The 15,311-nt window shown below is 66.7% G+C and carries 17 protein-coding genes; 6 read left to right on the top strand and 11 right to left on the bottom strand.

The genetic code is table 11. The features are described 5' to 3' along the window. The first annotated feature begins 111 nt into the window (after positions 1-111). The 3 genes from AC6H42_RS22945 to AC6H42_RS22935 all read left to right on the top strand — a co-directional run bounded on the left by AC6H42_RS22945 (position 112) and on the right by AC6H42_RS22935 (position 2,258). A complete protein-coding gene (locus AC6H42_RS22945) occupies positions 112-1,077 on the top strand; it encodes an SLAC1 anion channel family protein (RefSeq protein ID WP_497549025.1) in 966 nt (321 codons plus the stop codon). A 10-nt stretch (positions 1,078-1,087) separates the two neighbouring features. Next, positions 1,088-1,306 carry a DUF2783 domain-containing protein gene (locus AC6H42_RS22940; RefSeq protein WP_057155926.1) on the top strand — a complete coding sequence of 73 codons (219 nt, stop codon included), beginning with the start codon at positions 1,088-1,090 and terminating at the stop codon, positions 1,304-1,306. A 376-nt stretch (positions 1,307-1,682) separates the two neighbouring features. Beyond that, the gene (locus AC6H42_RS22935; RefSeq protein WP_057155925.1) at positions 1,683-2,258 is read left to right on the top strand and encodes an outer membrane beta-barrel protein; all 576 of its coding nucleotides are present in this window, start codon (positions 1,683-1,685) and stop codon (positions 2,256-2,258) included. A gap of 3 nt (positions 2,259-2,261) precedes the next feature. Here AC6H42_RS22935 and AC6H42_RS22930 read toward each other — a convergent pair whose 3' ends face one another. Genes AC6H42_RS22930 through AC6H42_RS22920 form a run of 3 tightly spaced genes read right to left on the bottom strand, consistent with a single transcriptional unit; the run spans position 2,262 to position 4,946 of the window. Then, the gene (locus AC6H42_RS22930; RefSeq protein ID WP_162249905.1) at positions 2,262-2,984 is read right to left on the bottom strand and encodes a MipA/OmpV family protein; all 723 of its coding nucleotides are present in this window, start codon (positions 2,982-2,984) and stop codon (positions 2,262-2,264) included. Positions 2,985-2,997: 13 nt separating this feature from the next. Beyond that, on the bottom strand, positions 2,998-3,633 hold the full coding sequence (locus AC6H42_RS22925; protein ID WP_057155923.1) for a response regulator: 636 nt from the start codon (positions 3,631-3,633) through the stop codon (positions 2,998-3,000). Continuing rightward, complete coding sequence (locus tag AC6H42_RS22920) at positions 3,630-4,946, bottom strand: sensor histidine kinase (protein WP_497549024.1); 1,317 nt, start codon at positions 4,944-4,946, stop codon at positions 3,630-3,632. Before AC6H42_RS22920 ends, AC6H42_RS22925 begins: the two co-directional genes overlap by 4 nt. Positions 4,947-5,110: 164 nt before the next feature. On the opposite strand from AC6H42_RS22920, the gene AC6H42_RS22915 reads away from it, so the two are divergent. Then, a complete protein-coding gene (locus AC6H42_RS22915; RefSeq protein ID WP_157200966.1) occupies positions 5,111-5,863 on the top strand; it encodes a hypothetical protein in 753 nt (250 codons plus the stop codon). Here AC6H42_RS22915 and AC6H42_RS22910 read toward each other — a convergent pair. The 6 genes from AC6H42_RS22910 to AC6H42_RS22885 all read right to left on the bottom strand — a co-directional run bounded on the left by AC6H42_RS22910 (position 5,860) and on the right by AC6H42_RS22885 (position 11,344). After that, complete coding sequence (locus tag AC6H42_RS22910; RefSeq protein ID WP_229418226.1) at positions 5,860-7,710, bottom strand: family 2A encapsulin nanocompartment cargo protein cysteine desulfurase; 1,851 nt, start codon at positions 7,708-7,710, stop codon at positions 5,860-5,862. The two genes, AC6H42_RS22915 and AC6H42_RS22910, sit on opposite strands and share 4 nt — an antisense overlap. Positions 7,711-7,769: 59 nt before the next feature. After that, positions 7,770-8,702, bottom strand: a complete 933-nt coding sequence (locus AC6H42_RS22905) for a family 2A encapsulin nanocompartment shell protein (RefSeq protein WP_497549023.1) — start codon at positions 8,700-8,702, stop codon at positions 7,770-7,772. Positions 8,703-8,772: 70 nt separating this feature from the next. Further along, positions 8,773-9,075, bottom strand: coding sequence for a helix-turn-helix domain-containing protein (locus AC6H42_RS22900; RefSeq protein WP_229418225.1), 303 nt, complete (start codon positions 9,073-9,075; stop codon positions 8,773-8,775). Positions 9,076-9,122: 47 nt separating this feature from the next. Next, positions 9,123-10,046 carry a serine O-acetyltransferase EpsC gene (gene epsC / locus AC6H42_RS22895; protein WP_057155919.1) on the bottom strand — a complete coding sequence of 308 codons (924 nt, stop codon included), beginning with the start codon at positions 10,044-10,046 and terminating at the stop codon, positions 9,123-9,125. 9 nt (positions 10,047-10,055) lie between these two features. Next, on the bottom strand, positions 10,056-10,526 hold the full coding sequence (locus AC6H42_RS22890) for a rhodanese-like domain-containing protein (RefSeq protein WP_497549022.1): 471 nt from the start codon (positions 10,524-10,526) through the stop codon (positions 10,056-10,058). Between the two features lie 206 nt (positions 10,527-10,732). After that, positions 10,733-11,344: a TetR/AcrR family transcriptional regulator gene (locus AC6H42_RS22885; protein ID WP_057155917.1), complete on the bottom strand. Its 612-nt coding sequence runs from the start codon at positions 11,342-11,344 to the stop codon at positions 10,733-10,735. A 173-nt stretch (positions 11,345-11,517) separates the two neighbouring features. On the opposite strand from AC6H42_RS22885, the gene AC6H42_RS22880 reads away from it, so the two are divergent. Both AC6H42_RS22880 and AC6H42_RS22875 read left to right on the top strand, forming a co-directional pair. Further along, positions 11,518-12,597 (top strand): sensor histidine kinase, encoded by a 1,080-nt coding sequence (locus AC6H42_RS22880; RefSeq protein ID WP_057155916.1) that lies wholly within the window; start codon positions 11,518-11,520, stop codon positions 12,595-12,597. Positions 12,598-12,602: 5 nt separating this feature from the next. Continuing rightward, positions 12,603-13,415, top strand: coding sequence for a LytR/AlgR family response regulator transcription factor (locus tag AC6H42_RS22875; protein ID WP_057155915.1), 813 nt, complete (start codon positions 12,603-12,605; stop codon positions 13,413-13,415). Between the two features lie 81 nt (positions 13,416-13,496). On the opposite strand, the gene AC6H42_RS22870 is transcribed toward AC6H42_RS22875, so the two are convergent. Next, complete coding sequence (locus AC6H42_RS22870) at positions 13,497-14,642, bottom strand: hypothetical protein (RefSeq protein WP_497549021.1); 1,146 nt, start codon at positions 14,640-14,642, stop codon at positions 13,497-13,499. Beyond that, positions 14,639-15,311: outer membrane lipoprotein-sorting protein (locus AC6H42_RS22865; RefSeq protein ID WP_497549020.1), on the bottom strand; the 673-nt coding region annotated here is incomplete at its 5' end. The genes AC6H42_RS22870 and AC6H42_RS22865, both read right to left, overlap by 4 nt.

Raw genomic sequence — 15,311 nt, 5'->3', positions numbered from 1 at the left:
CGCTTTTGGGACAAGCGGAACGGGTTTTGGGCCAAGCCGGGGGAACCCCGCTCACGGACCCGTTTTGCTCATGCACAATGCCTCCACGCAATCACAACTGGAGTCATCATCATGGAATCCGCCCAAGCACGTCCGTCTATCCGTTACCTGCCCGTGAGCCTGTTCGGCTCGGTCATGAGCATCGCCGGCCTGTCTCTCGCCTGGCGCGTTGCCAGCAAGGCCTATGGCGCCGATATCGCCGTATCGAACGCCATCGGCGTGGTCGCCCTGGCCGTGTTCGCGGTGCTGAGCCTGTCCTACCTGGGCAAGCTGGTCAGGCATCCCGAGCTGGTGAGGGACGAATTCTCGCATCCCGTCATCGGCAGCTTTTTCGGCACCGTCGGCATCAGCATCTTGCTGTTGTCCAGCGTGATAGGCGCCTATAGCGCCGATGCGCAGCTGGTGGTCTGGGCCTTCGGCGCGGCGGTCACGCTGGCGCTGGCCGTGGTGATGATTGCGCGCCTCCTGAACGGCAATGCCGCCGCCGCGAGCGCGGTGCCGGCGTGGCTGATCGCAGGCGTCGGCAGCCTCGACATCATGGTCACCGGCAGCACGCTGACGGCTGGCTGGACGCACGAAGTGAACCTGCTTGCCGCAGCCGTTGGCGGCGTCAGCGCGGTGGTGTTCTTCATCCTGATTTTCTCGCGGCTGGTGCATCACGCGCCCATGGCGGACGGCATGCGCCCGTCCAAAATGATCCTGGTCGCGCCGTTCGCGGTGGGTTTTATTGCTTACGTCAACCTGGTGCAGCAGGTGGACATGTTCGCAGCGCTGCTGTTCTACTTCGCTCTGTTCCTGTTTGTCATCGTCTGCTACCGCCTGGCCGCCAAGCCGGCGCCGTTTTCGCCGTCGTGGTGGGCCATCGGCTTCCCGATGGCGGCACTGAGCAACTCCGCGCTGCTGTACTCCGCGTCGGCCGGCAGCCAAGGCCTGGAATGGATTGCGGTGCTGCTGCTTGCCCTGCTGACGGTATCGGTCGCCGTGCTGGCCATCCGCACCGTGCATGGACTGGCCACCGGCCGCATCCTGACCGCTTGAAGGAGGGCATATGCACAACGCGCCGCTCACCCTGGGCTCCAACCTCGACGACTTCGACGACTTCTATGACATGCTGAGCGACTCGCACAATGGCCTGGACGAGAGCCAAAGCAAGATGCTGAGCGCCCAGCTGATCCTGCTGCTGGCGAACCACATCGGCGACCTGGCGGTGTTGCGGCAGGCCTTCGCGCTGGCCCGCATCAACGTCGAACGAACGCTGCCGCGCTAAGCTTGCCGTATTGTTGGGCTTATGCATAAACGGTCCAGTCCTCCTGTTGCTGCCAACGTCGGGCTCCCCAGCGAGCCCCGCACCTTCGACCGGCGCGTCAAGCGGAACTGACCGAACGCCATTTGCAGCATGCGCTGCCGGAGGTGCAGGCATTCTTCCTTTCCATCCGCGCGCACGTCGATCCGGTGCATACTGTCCGCTGATGCACGTTGCGGGCACGCGCAGCCGCATCGGCCGCATGCCTGCACCGTGTCTAAAGTCATGGTTCTGCTTTGTGCCTGATGGCACATGCGCCATTGTCGGCGCCTTCCTAAAATTGCAGCACTGATTCGGCCTTCCGAGCTTGCCGGAATCAGCTCTCAATTTAAGGAACCGTATGACCAAATTACTGATCTCCACCTTGCTGGCCGCTGCCGGACTGGCTCCGTTCGCTGCTTCGGCGGCAGCTCCCGAAGAGAACTATTACGCTGGCGTTACCGCGTCCAGGGGCGGCACGCTGACGTACCGCAATCCCGCCAACGGCAAAACCGCCAGCGACGACGCCGGGACCATCTTCAAGGTGTACGGAGGCTTTGCGCTGACGGACTACCTGGCGCTGGAGGCGGGGTATGCGCAGGGCGGCAAGGCGCGCTTCGACAAGGCGCTGCTGGGTATGGCCAGCGAACCAACCTTCAAGGCCAGCAATTTCTACCTGGCCGGCCGCGCCACGCATCATTTCAACGACGACTGGTCGGTGTTCGGCAAGCTGGGCGTGACGCGAAACCGCTACGAGGGCACGGCCGCTTCCGGCAGTGTGTCGTCCACCAAGCCTCTGCTCGGTGTGGGCATGGCCTACAACATCACCAAAGAGGCTGCGCTGACGGTGGAATACGAGAACCTGGGCCGCACCCGCAAGGACGGCGTGAACGTCAAGCACAACGCCTTGCAGCTGGGCGTGAAGATGGGCTTCTGAGCTTCAGTAGCCATACCTGAGCGTGACGGAGGTGGTGACGCCGGTGCGCTCGCTGGTGCGCGGGCTGGCGGCGGCGTCGCCAAGCAGGCGGCTGGCCTGCACCGCGCTGATCAGGGTGTACTTGGCACTGAACTGCCATTGCCAGCGCAGGTCCGCGTACACGTCGCGCACGCCGCCGGATGGGCGGTAGTTTGCGGTGCCGAAGTCCGCCTGCATGGCGCCGCCGCCGAGCAGGTTGGCGCCCACGCCGGCGAACAGTTGGTGGCGCGGCGCCAGCGTCGCTTGCGTGCCGGCTCGCGCGTTGAGCCGCACGCGCCCGGCGTCGCCAAGCGGTGTGAACACGTGCGCGTGCAGCGACAACTCCTGCACTGGCACGTAGTTGATGAAGCCTCCGGCTACCGGCCGGAACTTGCCCGTGCTGCCGTCGGCGAGCTGCGTGCCGAAGTCCAGCGCCAACAGCGGGCCATAGCGCAGCAGCGGCGCGTCCGACATATGCATGCCGAGCACCAGACCTTCCACGAAAATGCCATTGCTCCATTCCACGGAAAACTGCGGCAGCAGATAGGTGGAGCGCGCCGCGCTGCCGTAGCGGCTGGGCGAGCTGCCCAGCGTAGCGCCCAGCGTCAGTTCTTTCGATCCTTCCGGCAGCAGGCTCAGGTCCGATTGCGCCAGCGCGGGCGCCAGGGCCACGGCAAGCGAGCTTGCTGCTACGAACTTCGACGCCATCTTCACCGCCATCTCAGATATGTCCCAGTTCGAGGCCGCGCAGGACGGCGCGCACGCGGTCGCGCACGCCCAGTTTGGAAAGGATGCTTGAGACATGGTTCTTGATGGTGCCTTCGCTGGGGCCGAGCGCCTGGGCGATTTCGGCGTTATTGAAGCCTGCCGCCATCAGCGCGAGGATTTCCGTTTCGCGGCTGGTGAGCGGGGCGCACAGCGCCATGGCCGACGGCGCTGCAGCCGGCTTTTGGTAGGCCGCGCGGGTGCGTTCGGTGAGAGCGGGGCGGAACAGCGTGGCGCCTGCGGCCACGCTGCGGATGCCCTCGGCCAGGCGCTCCAGCGAAATATCCTTGAGCAGGAAGCCGCGTGCGCCGGCGCGCATGCCGTCGAACAGCGCGTCGTCGTCGTCGAAGGTGGTGAGCAGGATGGTGGGCGGCAGGCGGCCCTGTTCGCGCCGCAGCAGTTCGATGCCGCTGCAATGGGGCATGCGTACGTCGAGCAGCAGCACGTCGGCGTTCGCTTGTGCGATCACGGCGGCCGCTTCGGCGCCGTCGGCTGCTTCTGCCACTACGCGGATGTCCGGCGTGAGGTCGAGCAGGCCGCGTATGCCGCTGCGCACCAGCATCTGGTCGTCCACCAGCACCACGCGGATCATGCGCGCGCTCCGGCGAGCGGCAGCGAGAATTCAAGGCAATAGCCGTGCCGGACGGCGCCTGCGTTGCCATCGCTACGGCCTGTGCACAGCATGCCGCCATGTTCGGACAGCCGCTCGCGCATGCCGGCCAGGCCGTTGCCTTCCGGCGCACCGCCGCTGCCCTGGCCATTGTCGGCAATGCGTGCCAGCAGGCCATGGCTGTCGGCCTGGATGTCTATCGTCAGCAGCGTGGCGCGCGCATGGCGCACGGTGTTGGTGACGGCTTCCTGCACGCAGCACAGCAAGGTGTGCGCGGCGGCGGGCGGGCATTCGTCCACCCGGCTGTCCATGGCCAGTTCTATGGCGGGCGAGGGGATGCCGGCGCACAGCAGCTGTAAGGCTTGCCGCACCTTGATTCCGCTTTCCTGGCGTTCGGTGCTGACCACGCCGCGCACTTCCGCCAGCAGCGATAGCGACAGCTCACGGGCGGTGGCGAGCGCGGTGGCGGGCTGGCCAGCGAGTTGGCTTGCGGACTGGCGCAGCGCCAGGTCCAGGTGCAGGTTGAGCGCGGTCAGATGGTGGCCGACGGCGTCGTGCAGGTCGCGCGCGATGCGCATGCGTTCGGATGCGCGCACCGTGTCGCCCAGCAGCGACTGCGTGGCGCGCAGTTGCGCGTTGCTGGCGGCCAGCCGCATGCGGCCTTGCTGCTCCTGCAGCACCATGTAGGCAAGGGCGAAGCCCAGCAGCAGCACGCAGCGTTCGGAGGTGAGTATGGCCAGCGTGGTGCCGATGCCGTTGTCGCTCAGGTAGATGCCGGCGCGAGCCAGTACCCATGCGTCCATGGCTATGCCAAGCAGCAGCTGCAGCGCCAGCCAGGCCAGCGCACGGCGCAGCGGCAGCAGCGCTGCCAGCTGCATGGCGAAGATCAGGTGGAAGGCCAGCGAATCGAGCGCCACGCCAATCAGCAGCTGGACGGTCAGCAGCGGGATTGACAGCAGCCGCGTATCCAGCCACGTAGCCGCCCGGATTGCGGGGCGGATGCGCCACCACAGCAGGCAGATGAACGCAGCCATCAGAAGCGCTTCGCCGCACAGGAACAGCTCGTAGGCCATGCGCGCGCGGTCGGAGCCAGCCCGCAACAGCGACGGCGCGGGCGTGAACAGGCTGGCCAGATAGCGTGCCAATTGGCCGACGGCATTGTGCAGTTCGGCGCGGCCGGGGCCCGCAGCCCATGGTGGGGCCAGTTCCAGCAGCGCCAGGGTAACGCTGGCGACCAGTGCGGCGGCGGGGTAGCGGCTGGAGGCGCGCGGTGGGCTGTTGCTGATGTGTGTCATTAGGCCTGTCAATTTGGCAAGGTTGAGCGGGTGCCATTCTACTTGAGCCATTCCACGCTTCAAAGTGCCGAAAGTCATGCCTACCTGACTTCCGGCATATGGCGGCGCGCGCGCCATGCCGTAGAATGCCGCCGGGCTGCAATGAATGCAAAGGGAGGGACGCGATGAGAATGCCGATGTTGATGCTGGCGCCGCTGCTGGCTTGCGCGCTGTGGCCCGCGCAAGCGCATGCAGACTCGGATGCGGAAGAGGCCTTGCCCCGGGTGGTGATTCCGGCCCAGCGCGACGCCGAATGGCATAGCTACCGCCACGCCTACAAGGCCGCGCGCTTTTTCGCGCCGTACCTGAAGACGCGGCCCCTGATCCAGGCACACCTTCAGATTCGCCCGAACCGCCCGGAGCTTCCACTGGACGGCCTGGAGGTGCAATTGGCAGGGGAAACCGTGAACATGACGCTGCCGGTGGACGCCATCGGCCGCCTCACGCTGCCAATGCTGAAGCAGGCCTTCGACGAGGATGCGGTGCTGCGCCTGAACCGCCAGAAGGGCCACTATCACTTCAGCGGCCGCTATTCGATCCGCGAGCGCGAGGATGGCGTGTATGACGGCGCCAGCCTGCGCGCCGCTTGCGAGCAGTTGCTGAGCGCGCAGCGCGAGTCCGGCTACCGCCTGCGCCTGATCGGCAGGAAGTGCGCAGGCGTGAAGTTCGTGTACGCAGCGTCCGGTCCAGTGCCCGAGGTGCTGCACAAGGATGCCGCCGGCGCGCTCACGCCGCTCGCCGTGGAGCGCGGCTACCCCTTTGAGAATCCCACCATGGGCACCTACCAGGTCGCCATTTACCGCTTTGCCGACTGGCCAGTGCAGGGCGAAGTACTTGCCCGCGGCAAGCCGCTGGCGGTGGGAACGCTGTACGACTAGTGCGCCCGGGCCCCGGCGAGCCTTCTGACAACGGTTGCCAGGCGGTCGATTTCGTCGAAAGTGTTGTAGAACGCCAGCGAGGGCCGCACTGTGGTTTCGACGCCGAAGCGGCGCAGTATCGGCTGCGCGCAATGGTGCCCGGTACGCACGGCGATGCCTTCCTCGTTGAGCGCCTTGCCCACCTCTTCGGTGCTGTAGCCGTCCAGCACGAAGGACATCACGCTGGCCTTGTCGCGTGCCGTGCCGATCAGGCGCACGCCCTTGATGCCCAACAGCTGCTGCGTGCCATACACCAGCAAGTCGTGCTCGTAGCGGGCAATGTTCTCAATGCCGATCTGGTTGACGTAGTCGATCGCCGCGCCCAGCCCCACCGCGTCGGCGATGTTGCCGGTGCCTGCTTCGAACTTGTTCGGGATGGGCTGGAACACGGTCTTCTCGAAGGTGACGTCGGCGATCATATTGCCGCCGCCTTGCCATGGCGGCATATCCTCCAGCACTTCGCGCTTGCCCCAAAGCACGCCGATGCCGGTCGGGCCGAACACCTTGTGGCCGGAGAAGACGAAGAAGTCCGCACCCAGGTCCTGCACGTCCACGCGCATGTGCGACACCGATTGCGCTCCGTCCACCAGCGCCTTCGCGCCCGCCCGGTGGGCCAGTTCGACGATCTCCTTGACCGGCGTGACGGTACCCAGTGCATTTGACACCTGCGTCACCGCGACCAGCTTGGTGCGGTCGTTGAGCAGCTTGCGGTATTCGTCGAGCAGCACTTGCCCGCTGTCGTCCACCGGGATCACGCGCAGCCTGGCGCCTTTGGCTGCGGCCAGCTGCTGCCACGGAACGATGTTGGCGTGGTGCTCCAGGTTGGAGACGATGATCTCGTCACCTTCGCCCACGTGCTGCGCGCCCCAGCTTTTGGCCACCAGGTTGATGGCTTCGGTGGTGCCGCGCACGAAGATCACTTCGTTTACTTCCGGGGCGTTCAGGAAGCGCTGCACGCGTTGGCGCGCGCCTTCGTAGGCGTCCGTCGCGCGCGCCGCCAGCGCATGCGCGGCGCGGTGAATGTTGGAGTTCTCGTGTTCGTAGAAGTAGTTGATGCGGTCGATCACGGACTGTGGCTTGTGCGTGGTGGCGGCGTTGTCGAACCACACCAGCTGGCGGCCGTTGACGCGCTCCTGCAGGATGGGGAAATCGCGCCGCACGGCGTGCACGTCGAACGGCGCGTGGCGGCCGCCGCCTGCCAGCGGCACGCCGTCATGCGGCGCCGGCTTGGCGGGCGTGACGTAGCCGCTGGGCAGGACCACCGAGTCGATGAAGTAGTACTGCGGCGCTTGCGAGGGCGCCGGCGGGGGCGGGAACGCTGCGGCAGGCGTGGCAACAGGCACCGTAGCAGGCGCCGCAGCCGGTGCCCAAAACGGTGCCGAAAACGGTGCCGCTGCGGGCGCGGTGACGGAAGCCGCTGCGGGCGCTGCATTGCCCAGCGTTTCCGCCACGCCGAGCGCGGCCCCGCCGATGCGCGGTTCGTAAGCCGGCAAGGTGCTGAACACCTTGTCCGGCACGCCGTTGCCGGCCGGCGCCGCCGGCGCCAGTGCCGGCGCGCGGTTGCCCAGCGAAAGCACCTGGGTGGGTGAGGCCGGGATCAGGTTGGCGCCCGGGATTTGCCCTTGCGGAATCGGCGTGCCCGGCACGGACGGGCCGAAGCCTGCCGGGCTGGCCAGCGGCGAACCGGCCGGCGCGATATTGCCGGGCGCCTGCACGCCGCGCGGAGAGAACGGCGGCGCGGCGAAAAACTCGGTCGCCAGGCGCGCCAGCACGGCCGGATCGAATGGCGCGCCGGGCGGTTCCGGCACGTCGGCGGGCCGGTTCGCCGGCAGCGAAGTGGGGGGCGTAAGGTAGCTCACGTGACGCCTTATTTATAGGTGTCGGGATAGTCGTGGTACTTGCCGATTTCGACGTCGTCGAGCACGGCCAGCGCATCCGTGGTCAGCACGGCGAGCGAGCAATACAGCGAGATCAGGTAGGACGAAATCGCGTGGTTGTTGATGCCCATGAAGCGTACCGACAGCCCCGGGCTCTGCTCGCCCGGCAGGCCTGGCTGGAACAGGCCCACCACGCCCTGGCGCTTGTCGCCCACGCGCAGCAGCAGGATCTTGCTCTTGCCGTCGGCCACGGGCACCTTGTCCGACGGGATCAACGGGATGCCGCGCCAGGTGATGAACTGCGAGCCGAACAGGCTCACGGTGGGCGGCGGCGTGCCGCGCCGGGTCGCTTCGCGGCCGAATGCGGCAATCGCCAACGGATGCGTGAGGAAGAACGCGGGCTCTTTCCACACCTTGGTCAGCAGCTCGTCCAGGTCGTCCGGCGTGGGCGCACCGGTCAGCGGGAAGATGCGCTGCTCGTCCGTCACCTGCGCCAGCAGGCCGTAGTCGGGGTTGTTAATCAGTTCGCTTTCCTGGTTCTCCTTGATGGTTTCGATGGTCAGGCGCAGCTGCTCCTTGATCTGGTCGTGCGGGCTGCTGTACAGGTCGGACACGCGGGTATGGACGTCCAGAATGGTGGAGACGGCGTTGAGGAAGTACTCGCGCGGGTTGTCCTCATAGTCGACATAGGTGCGCGGCAGCTGATTCTCTTCCTGGCGCGCGGTGCACGTGACCTTGATCGCTTCCGGGTTCTTCACCTTGTTCAGGCGGTAGATGCCGGCTTCCACGGGCACCCATTGCAGCAAGTGTGTCAGCCAGCGCGGGCTGATGGTTTCCAGCTGCGGCGCAGTCTTGGTTGCATTCGCCAATTGCCGTGCTGCGTTGTCGCCCAGTGCGGTCGTGCCGCCGATTGTTGCAGACATCCGTGACTCCATTTCAGATTAGTTGAGGAAATTAGTTACTTGCACAGTGTGCGGTGACTCGCCGGGCGGCTCAACATGCTATCGCCATCACTCTCCCTTCCGGCAGTGAATTCATCTCGTTGATGGCCTCGCCGTGCGTCACCAGCGCCGAGGGTGTCAGGGCAAGCGCCGCGGCCAGTTTCTCCACAGTCAGCAGCGAGGCGATGACGCAGCCTCGCTCGATTTCACCGATGTAGGAGCGGTTCAGGTTCGAGTTCTCGGCCAACCGTTCCTGCGACCAGCCGCGCTGTTGGCGCAGCCGCCGCACGCCGATGCCAAAGCTCTGTACCAGCGCGCTGGGTACGCTGGCGCCGCCGGGTGCCGGCGCCAGCACGTCGTCGGGCGCGGCGGCTTGCGGCCGGCCGGCATGGCGCTTGGTGTTCATGCCGAGGCGATGCCGTTGGCGAAGGCGCCGCTGCGCGATTCGGCTTGCGCAATACGTCCGCCGGGCGGCACGTCATGCGTGAGCCAGACATTGCCGCCGATGACTGCGCCTTTGCCCAGCGTGATGCGGCCCAGGATGGTGGCGCCAGCGTAGATGACGACGTCGTCTTCCACCACCGGATGGCGCGGCAGGCCTTTCTGCAGCTTGCCGTCCGCATCGGTGGGGAAGCGCTTGGCGCCCAGCGTCACCGCCTGGTAGACGCGCACGCGCTGGCCGATCACCGCAGTCTCGCCGATGACGACGCCGGTGCCGTGGTCGATAAAGAAACCTGCGCCGATGCTGGCGCCGGGATGGATGTCGATGCCGGTGGCGCCGTGCGCCAGTTCGGACACAATGCGCGCCAGCAGCGGCAGGCCCAGTGCGTAAAGCGCATGCCCGAGGCGGTAATGGATCATCGCCAGCACGCCGGGATAGCACAGCAGCACTTCGTCCACGCTGCGCGCCGCCGGATCGCCCTGGTAGGCGGCCAGCACATCGCTGTCGAGCAGCCGCCGGATGGCGGGCAGCTCCGCCGCGAAGCTGCGCACCGCCGCCAGCGCATCGGCATCGATGTCGCTGCTGGTGGCGCGGGTCAGCGCCGCGTTGTATTTGAGTTCGCGGCGCACCTGCTTCAGCAAGCCGTGCAACGCGGCGTCGAGCGCGTGCGCAACGTGGAAGTCCTCGCTTTCCTGGCGCAGCTCGGGCGGGCCCAGGCGCATCGGAAACAGCACACCCTTGAGCGAGCCGATGATGGCGGCCAGCGCATCGCGCGACGGGAATTCCCGTCCGCCGGGTTCGTTGGCGCCGCTTTGCGCCTGGCGCCAGCTGTGGCGCGCCGTATACAGCGATTGCACGATGCCGGAGATGTCGAAGGTGCTCATGCGGTCCCCTTAATCCTGTATCCAGGGCAGGCCATGGAAGCGCCAGCCGTCGGCTTTGCCGCGCTGCTGCAGGGAGTCGATTTCTCCCTCGAAGCCTTCCAGGACATTGAACACGGCGGTGAAGCCGGCCTTGCCGGCCGCTTCCGCAGCCAGCACGGAACGCTTGCCGCTGCGGCATAACAGCAGGACGACGGCGTCCTTGCCGCCGATCTTGCTCTCCAGTTCGCGCACAAAGCGCGGATTGCGCGTCAGCGCGGTGCCGGTTGCCCAAGGCACGTGCAGGCTGTCGGGCACGTGGCCGACAAATTTGCGCTCTTCGGCGGTGCGCACGTCCACCAGCAGCACGCGGCCGGTGGAAAACAGGCGCCAGGCCAAGGCCGGCGGCACGCCGCCGGCGTACGTCAAACCTGCGGACCCCGCTTGCTCTTTGATCGATGCCAGCTCGTCGGGCAAGGCTTCCGGGACTACGTCAACTAACATAAAGGACCTCGTGGATGATTTGTTCTGATGGCGATAGACAACAGCCAGCCGTTGACGTGAATGTACGGTTGCCTGAAACAAAACAAAACGAATAAAAACAAGGACGCAAAGGCGAAAAACAGATATGCGCCAGCGTATTGCCGTTCGGGCGCAGCGGGGCGGAAGGGCGGAGGCGGAAGGGGAACGGCGGAGCGGGGCGGAGAGAGTTACCAGCTGCGGGACGGTTCGGCGGCAAGGCTGCGCCAGGCGGCGCCGGCCAGTTCGTCTATCGCCGCGCGCGGGTCCAGCGTGACGCGGCCGCTCAGCCAGTGGCGCGCCAGTTCCTGCGCAGGCCCCAGCAGCAGCGGGGCGTACAGCTCGTGCGGCAGGCGGCGCAGTATGCCTTGGCGGAACCAGGGCTTGAGCAGATCGAGCAAGCTCTTGAAGTGGCCGGACGTGAGCGTCCGCACCGCCTGTTCGTGCGCCGGCGCCACAGCCTGGCGGCGCGAGAACAGGAAGCGCGCCAGCTCAGGGCTGGCCGTCACCCACTCCAGGTGGCTGGCGATCATGGCGTGGATGGCGCGCTCGGCATCCTCGGCTTGCCCGGTGCGCTCGATGAGCTGCGTCCAGTAGTCGTCCAGTCCCTGCATGAACAGGGCTGCGGCGATACCTTCCTTGGTGCCGAAATGGTGGTAGATGCTGCCCACCGACGCCTGGCTGCGCTGGCGGATGTCGTCGATGGTGGCGGCGTCGATGCCTTTTTCCGAGAACACGGCGAGCGCGGCCCACAGGATGGCCGACTTGCGGTCGGCGGGGGGGAGGGAGGCGGTCAAGTTCATGGCTAGAATAATGTTCTAGAATACAATTCTAGTCAAGCCGCGCGACGTGGTTTGACGTGATTGGCTCCGCCCCGGTCCGTTTTCGCTCCGCGCGCGAAGGCTTTCGTCGCAAGGCGGTTGCCAATTGCGTAATAGACCCGGACAATGCGCCATCGTCCCCACGTTGCGCCGCTATGTCCACCTCTGCCGCCATTGCCACCAAGCCGGGCTTCCCTTATCGCCGCCTGGCGACAGACTTCCTGTACGGCCAGGTGCTGAACCTCGTCTGCGGGCTGGCCACCACGTACATTCTCCGCCTGGGAGGCGGCTTTCTCGGCAACTGGCTCATTTCCATCTGCATCGGCAGCATGGCCCTGCTGATGATCGACGGTGCGCGGCTGGCGCTGTGGGGCCAGCACCAGCGTCCGCACTGGCTGCCGTTTGCCGTGATCGTGGCCATTTCCGTGCCGGTGGCGCAAGTGCTGGGCCTGCGGCTGGGCGGCTGGCTGCTGGGATACGACATGGGCGGCCTGAGCAGCATCGGCAGCAGCATGTCGTCCGGGATGATGATTTTCACCTTGCTGGCCGCAGGCGCGGCCACCATCTTTTTCACCAGCCGCGACCGCGTGCTGCGCGCCGAAGCGGCACTGGCGCAGGAGCGCGCGCGCACCGAGACCGTGGCGCGCCAGGCGGTGCAGGCGCAACTGCAGTCGCTGCAGGCGCAGATCGAGCCGCACATGCTGTTCAACACGCTGGCCAACCTGCAAGGGCTGATCGCCATCGACCCGCCGCGCGCGCAGGAGATGCTGGAGCAGCTGATCCAGTACCTGCGCGCCACGCTCACGTCCTCGCGCGCCGAGAGCACCACGCTGGCGCAGGAATTCGCGCTGATGGAAGCCTACCTCGGCCTGATGCGCATCCGCATGGGCGAACGCCTGAGCTACGCGTTCACGCTGCCGCCGGCGTTGCGCGGCGTGGCGCTGCCGCCCATGCTGCTCCAGCCGCTGGTGGAAAACGCCATCGCGCACGGTCTCGAACCCCGCATCGAAGGCGGCCACCTGGCCATCGCCGCGCAGCTGGAAAACGGCGTGCTGGCGCTCACCGTGCAGGATAACGGCCGTGGCCTGGACGCGGGGCCGGGCAAGGCCGGCACCAGCGTTGGCCTTGCCAATACGCGCGAGCGCCTGCATGCCATTTACGGTGGGCGCGCCGCGCTCACGCTGGAACCTGCGGCGCCGCGAGGCGCCATTGCCCGCATTACTCTTCCTGCCTGACTACCATGACCCTTCAAGTATTGATCGCCGAAGACGAACCTATCCTGGCCGCCACGCTGGCGCATGCGCTCAAGCGGCTATGGCCGGAGGCCGAACTGGTGGCCACCTGTGCGCACGGTGCGGACGCGCTGGAGAAGGCGCTGGCGCTGCAGCCGCACGTGCTGTTCCTCGACATAAAAATGCCCGGCATGAGCGGCCTGGAAGCGGCGGAGGAACTGGCAGAGCAGTGGAGCGGCAGGGCAGGCAAACCCTTCCCGCAAATCGTGTTCGTGACCGCCTACGACGAGTACGCGGTGCAGGCTTTCGAGCGCGAAGCGGCCGACTATGTGCTCAAGCCGATCAGCGATGCCCGGCTGGGCAAGACCATCGAGCGCCTGAAGGCGCGGCTATCGGCGCCGGCGCCGGGTGGGGGGCTGGAGGCGCTGCTGGGGCAGATGCGGGCGCTGCTGCCACCGGCAGGGCCATCTTCCGCTTCGGCAGGTCCCGCGCCCGAGCGCCTCAGCATGATCCGTGCCGCGGTGGGCAACCAGGTGCGCATGATCCCGGTGGGCGAGGTGGTGTACTTCGAGGCGCTGGACAAGTACGTCAACGTGGTAACGCAGGACAGCGAAGCGCTGATACGCATGAGTCTCAAGGAATTGCTGCCGCAACTGGACGATAAGCAGTTCTGGCAGGTCCATCGCGGCACCATCGTCAATTCCACCTGCGTGCAAAGCGCCTTGCGGGACGAGGCGGGCAAGCTGTCGCTCCAGTTGAAGCACCGGCCCGAGCGCGTGCGGGTCAGTCCGTTGTACGCCCACCTGTTCCGGCAGATGTGACAAAAAGCGCCATGAGCGCTGCTGGCACGGGGCAACCGGCCGCCGCGCGCAGCAGCCCGGTGATCTCGTCGGCCTGATTTGTCAAAAGGCATGCTGCACGGTCGCGATGGCAGCGCTGCGCACGGCGGCTCCGGGCACGCCGCCGTAGCGGCGCACGCTGGCGCTGAACAGCCAGGGGCCGGGTTTCCAGGATAGGGCCAAGCTGGCGGTCTTGCTGCCGTTCTCCGGCTGCCACAGGATGTCGGCGGACACGTCGAAGTCGCCGCTGTTCTGCGCTGCGCGTAGCAGGACGTTGCGTTGCTGTCGCGCCGACGCGGTGCGGTCCAGCCACGCTTCTCCCAGCATGGAAAACTTGGCTTCGTTGGTCCAGGTGAAGCCGGCCAGCACCTTGCCGCCGCCGTTGTCGCCCGCGCCGCGCTGCCAGTGCGGCGGCGCGGTGCGGCTGGTGCGCCATATGTCGTGCCGCTGCTGAAGCAGCACCGAGGCGTGCAGTTCCAGTTCCAGCGAGGCCACCTGCGAGAACGACAGGCCGCCTTCGATGCCGTTACGCGACGACACGCGCAGCACGGCGTATTCGTCGCGCGCGCCGTTCTGGCGGTACAGGCGCACGGCCAGCGAACCGTCGTCGCGGGGCTGGCCTTCGCGGCTGCGGCCAGGGTTCGACAACACCACCGTGAGGGCGCGGTCGGTATCGAACGCTTCCCAGGCCAGCATCGGAACCCCTTCAAGCGTAACGGGATTGAGGGCACGGCGGTCTTCCTGCTGCACCACGTCCAGCGGACGGAAAGCGTAGCCCACGTCCCAGCTCATCACCTTCTTGCCGGCAGTCAGGAAGCCGCCTGCGAGCGGGCGTTCCAGGGACATTTCATTGACCGCCATGCGCGCGCCGCCATCGCTGTCCTGGCGCGCGGTCAGCGCGCAGCGCAGCGCGGTTTGCCAGGAAGCGTTGTATTGCCAGCGTAGCTCGACATGGCCGAATGTGTGCGTGCTGCGGCCGTGAAGGGTGTCGAACGACTCCGCCTGGGCACGCAGGTTCAGCGCGGCGCTGTCTTCCGCGGCGGCCGGGGCTGGAAGCAGGACGGCGGACGCGAGCGCGCACGCCGCCAGGGCCGCCAGCGGGAATGCCACCGCTCCCGAGCGTGCGCCGTGGATGGGGGCGGGCCTTGCGCTGGCCGCTACGCCGGGTGCGCTGGTGTGCCCGGCGAGGAAGGGCAGTGCAAGGTTCATGGCGCCACGTCGTTGCGGCTCAGGTACATGGGATTGAACAGCTCATCGCCGAACTGGCGCGGCTTGTTGCCCTGCACGTGAACCTGGGTTTCACGGCTGGTCTGGATCTCGTCGATCAGCGTCATGCGCGTCACCGATGCGCGACCGTTGCGCGTCTCCACGCTGAAGCGCGCCTGCTTGATCTTGCGGTCAGAGGCCGCGAACAGGTCGGCGTGCACCGGCCGGTAGTCGCTCCTGGCCACATGCAGTACGATGCGCTGGTAGCTGAGCGACTTGCGCTGCGCCGCCAGGTCCAGCTCCAGGCACGGAACGCCGTCCATTTCCAGTTCGCGCACCACGCTGCCCGCGTAGTCGCCGGCCCAGGTCATGTTGGCGATGTCGCCGGTGGAGGCCTCGCCGAGCAGCTTCTGCATCGGAGTAATGCGCATCGGCCGCGCGCTGCCCGGCACCAGCAGCCAGAAATCGTCGCCGGACATCAGCACTTTCTGGCCCGCTTCGCCGGGAGAGCGCGACAGCACCAGCGATTTGCCGCCGGGCCGCACCAGCACCTGGTAGCGCTTTTCCTTGTCCGGCTGGCCGTTCCTGAAGGTCTGCACCAGCGTGTCCAGCTGCGCCGAGGCGTCCGGCAGGCGGAAGGCGTCCGCCTTCTTCAGGATGGCCTGCACGTCC

The organism is Massilia sp. NBRC 108631, assembly GCF_059704565.1.
Note: the sequence above shows the minus strand (reverse complement) of the source record. Positions and strands in the feature narration are given on the sequence as shown.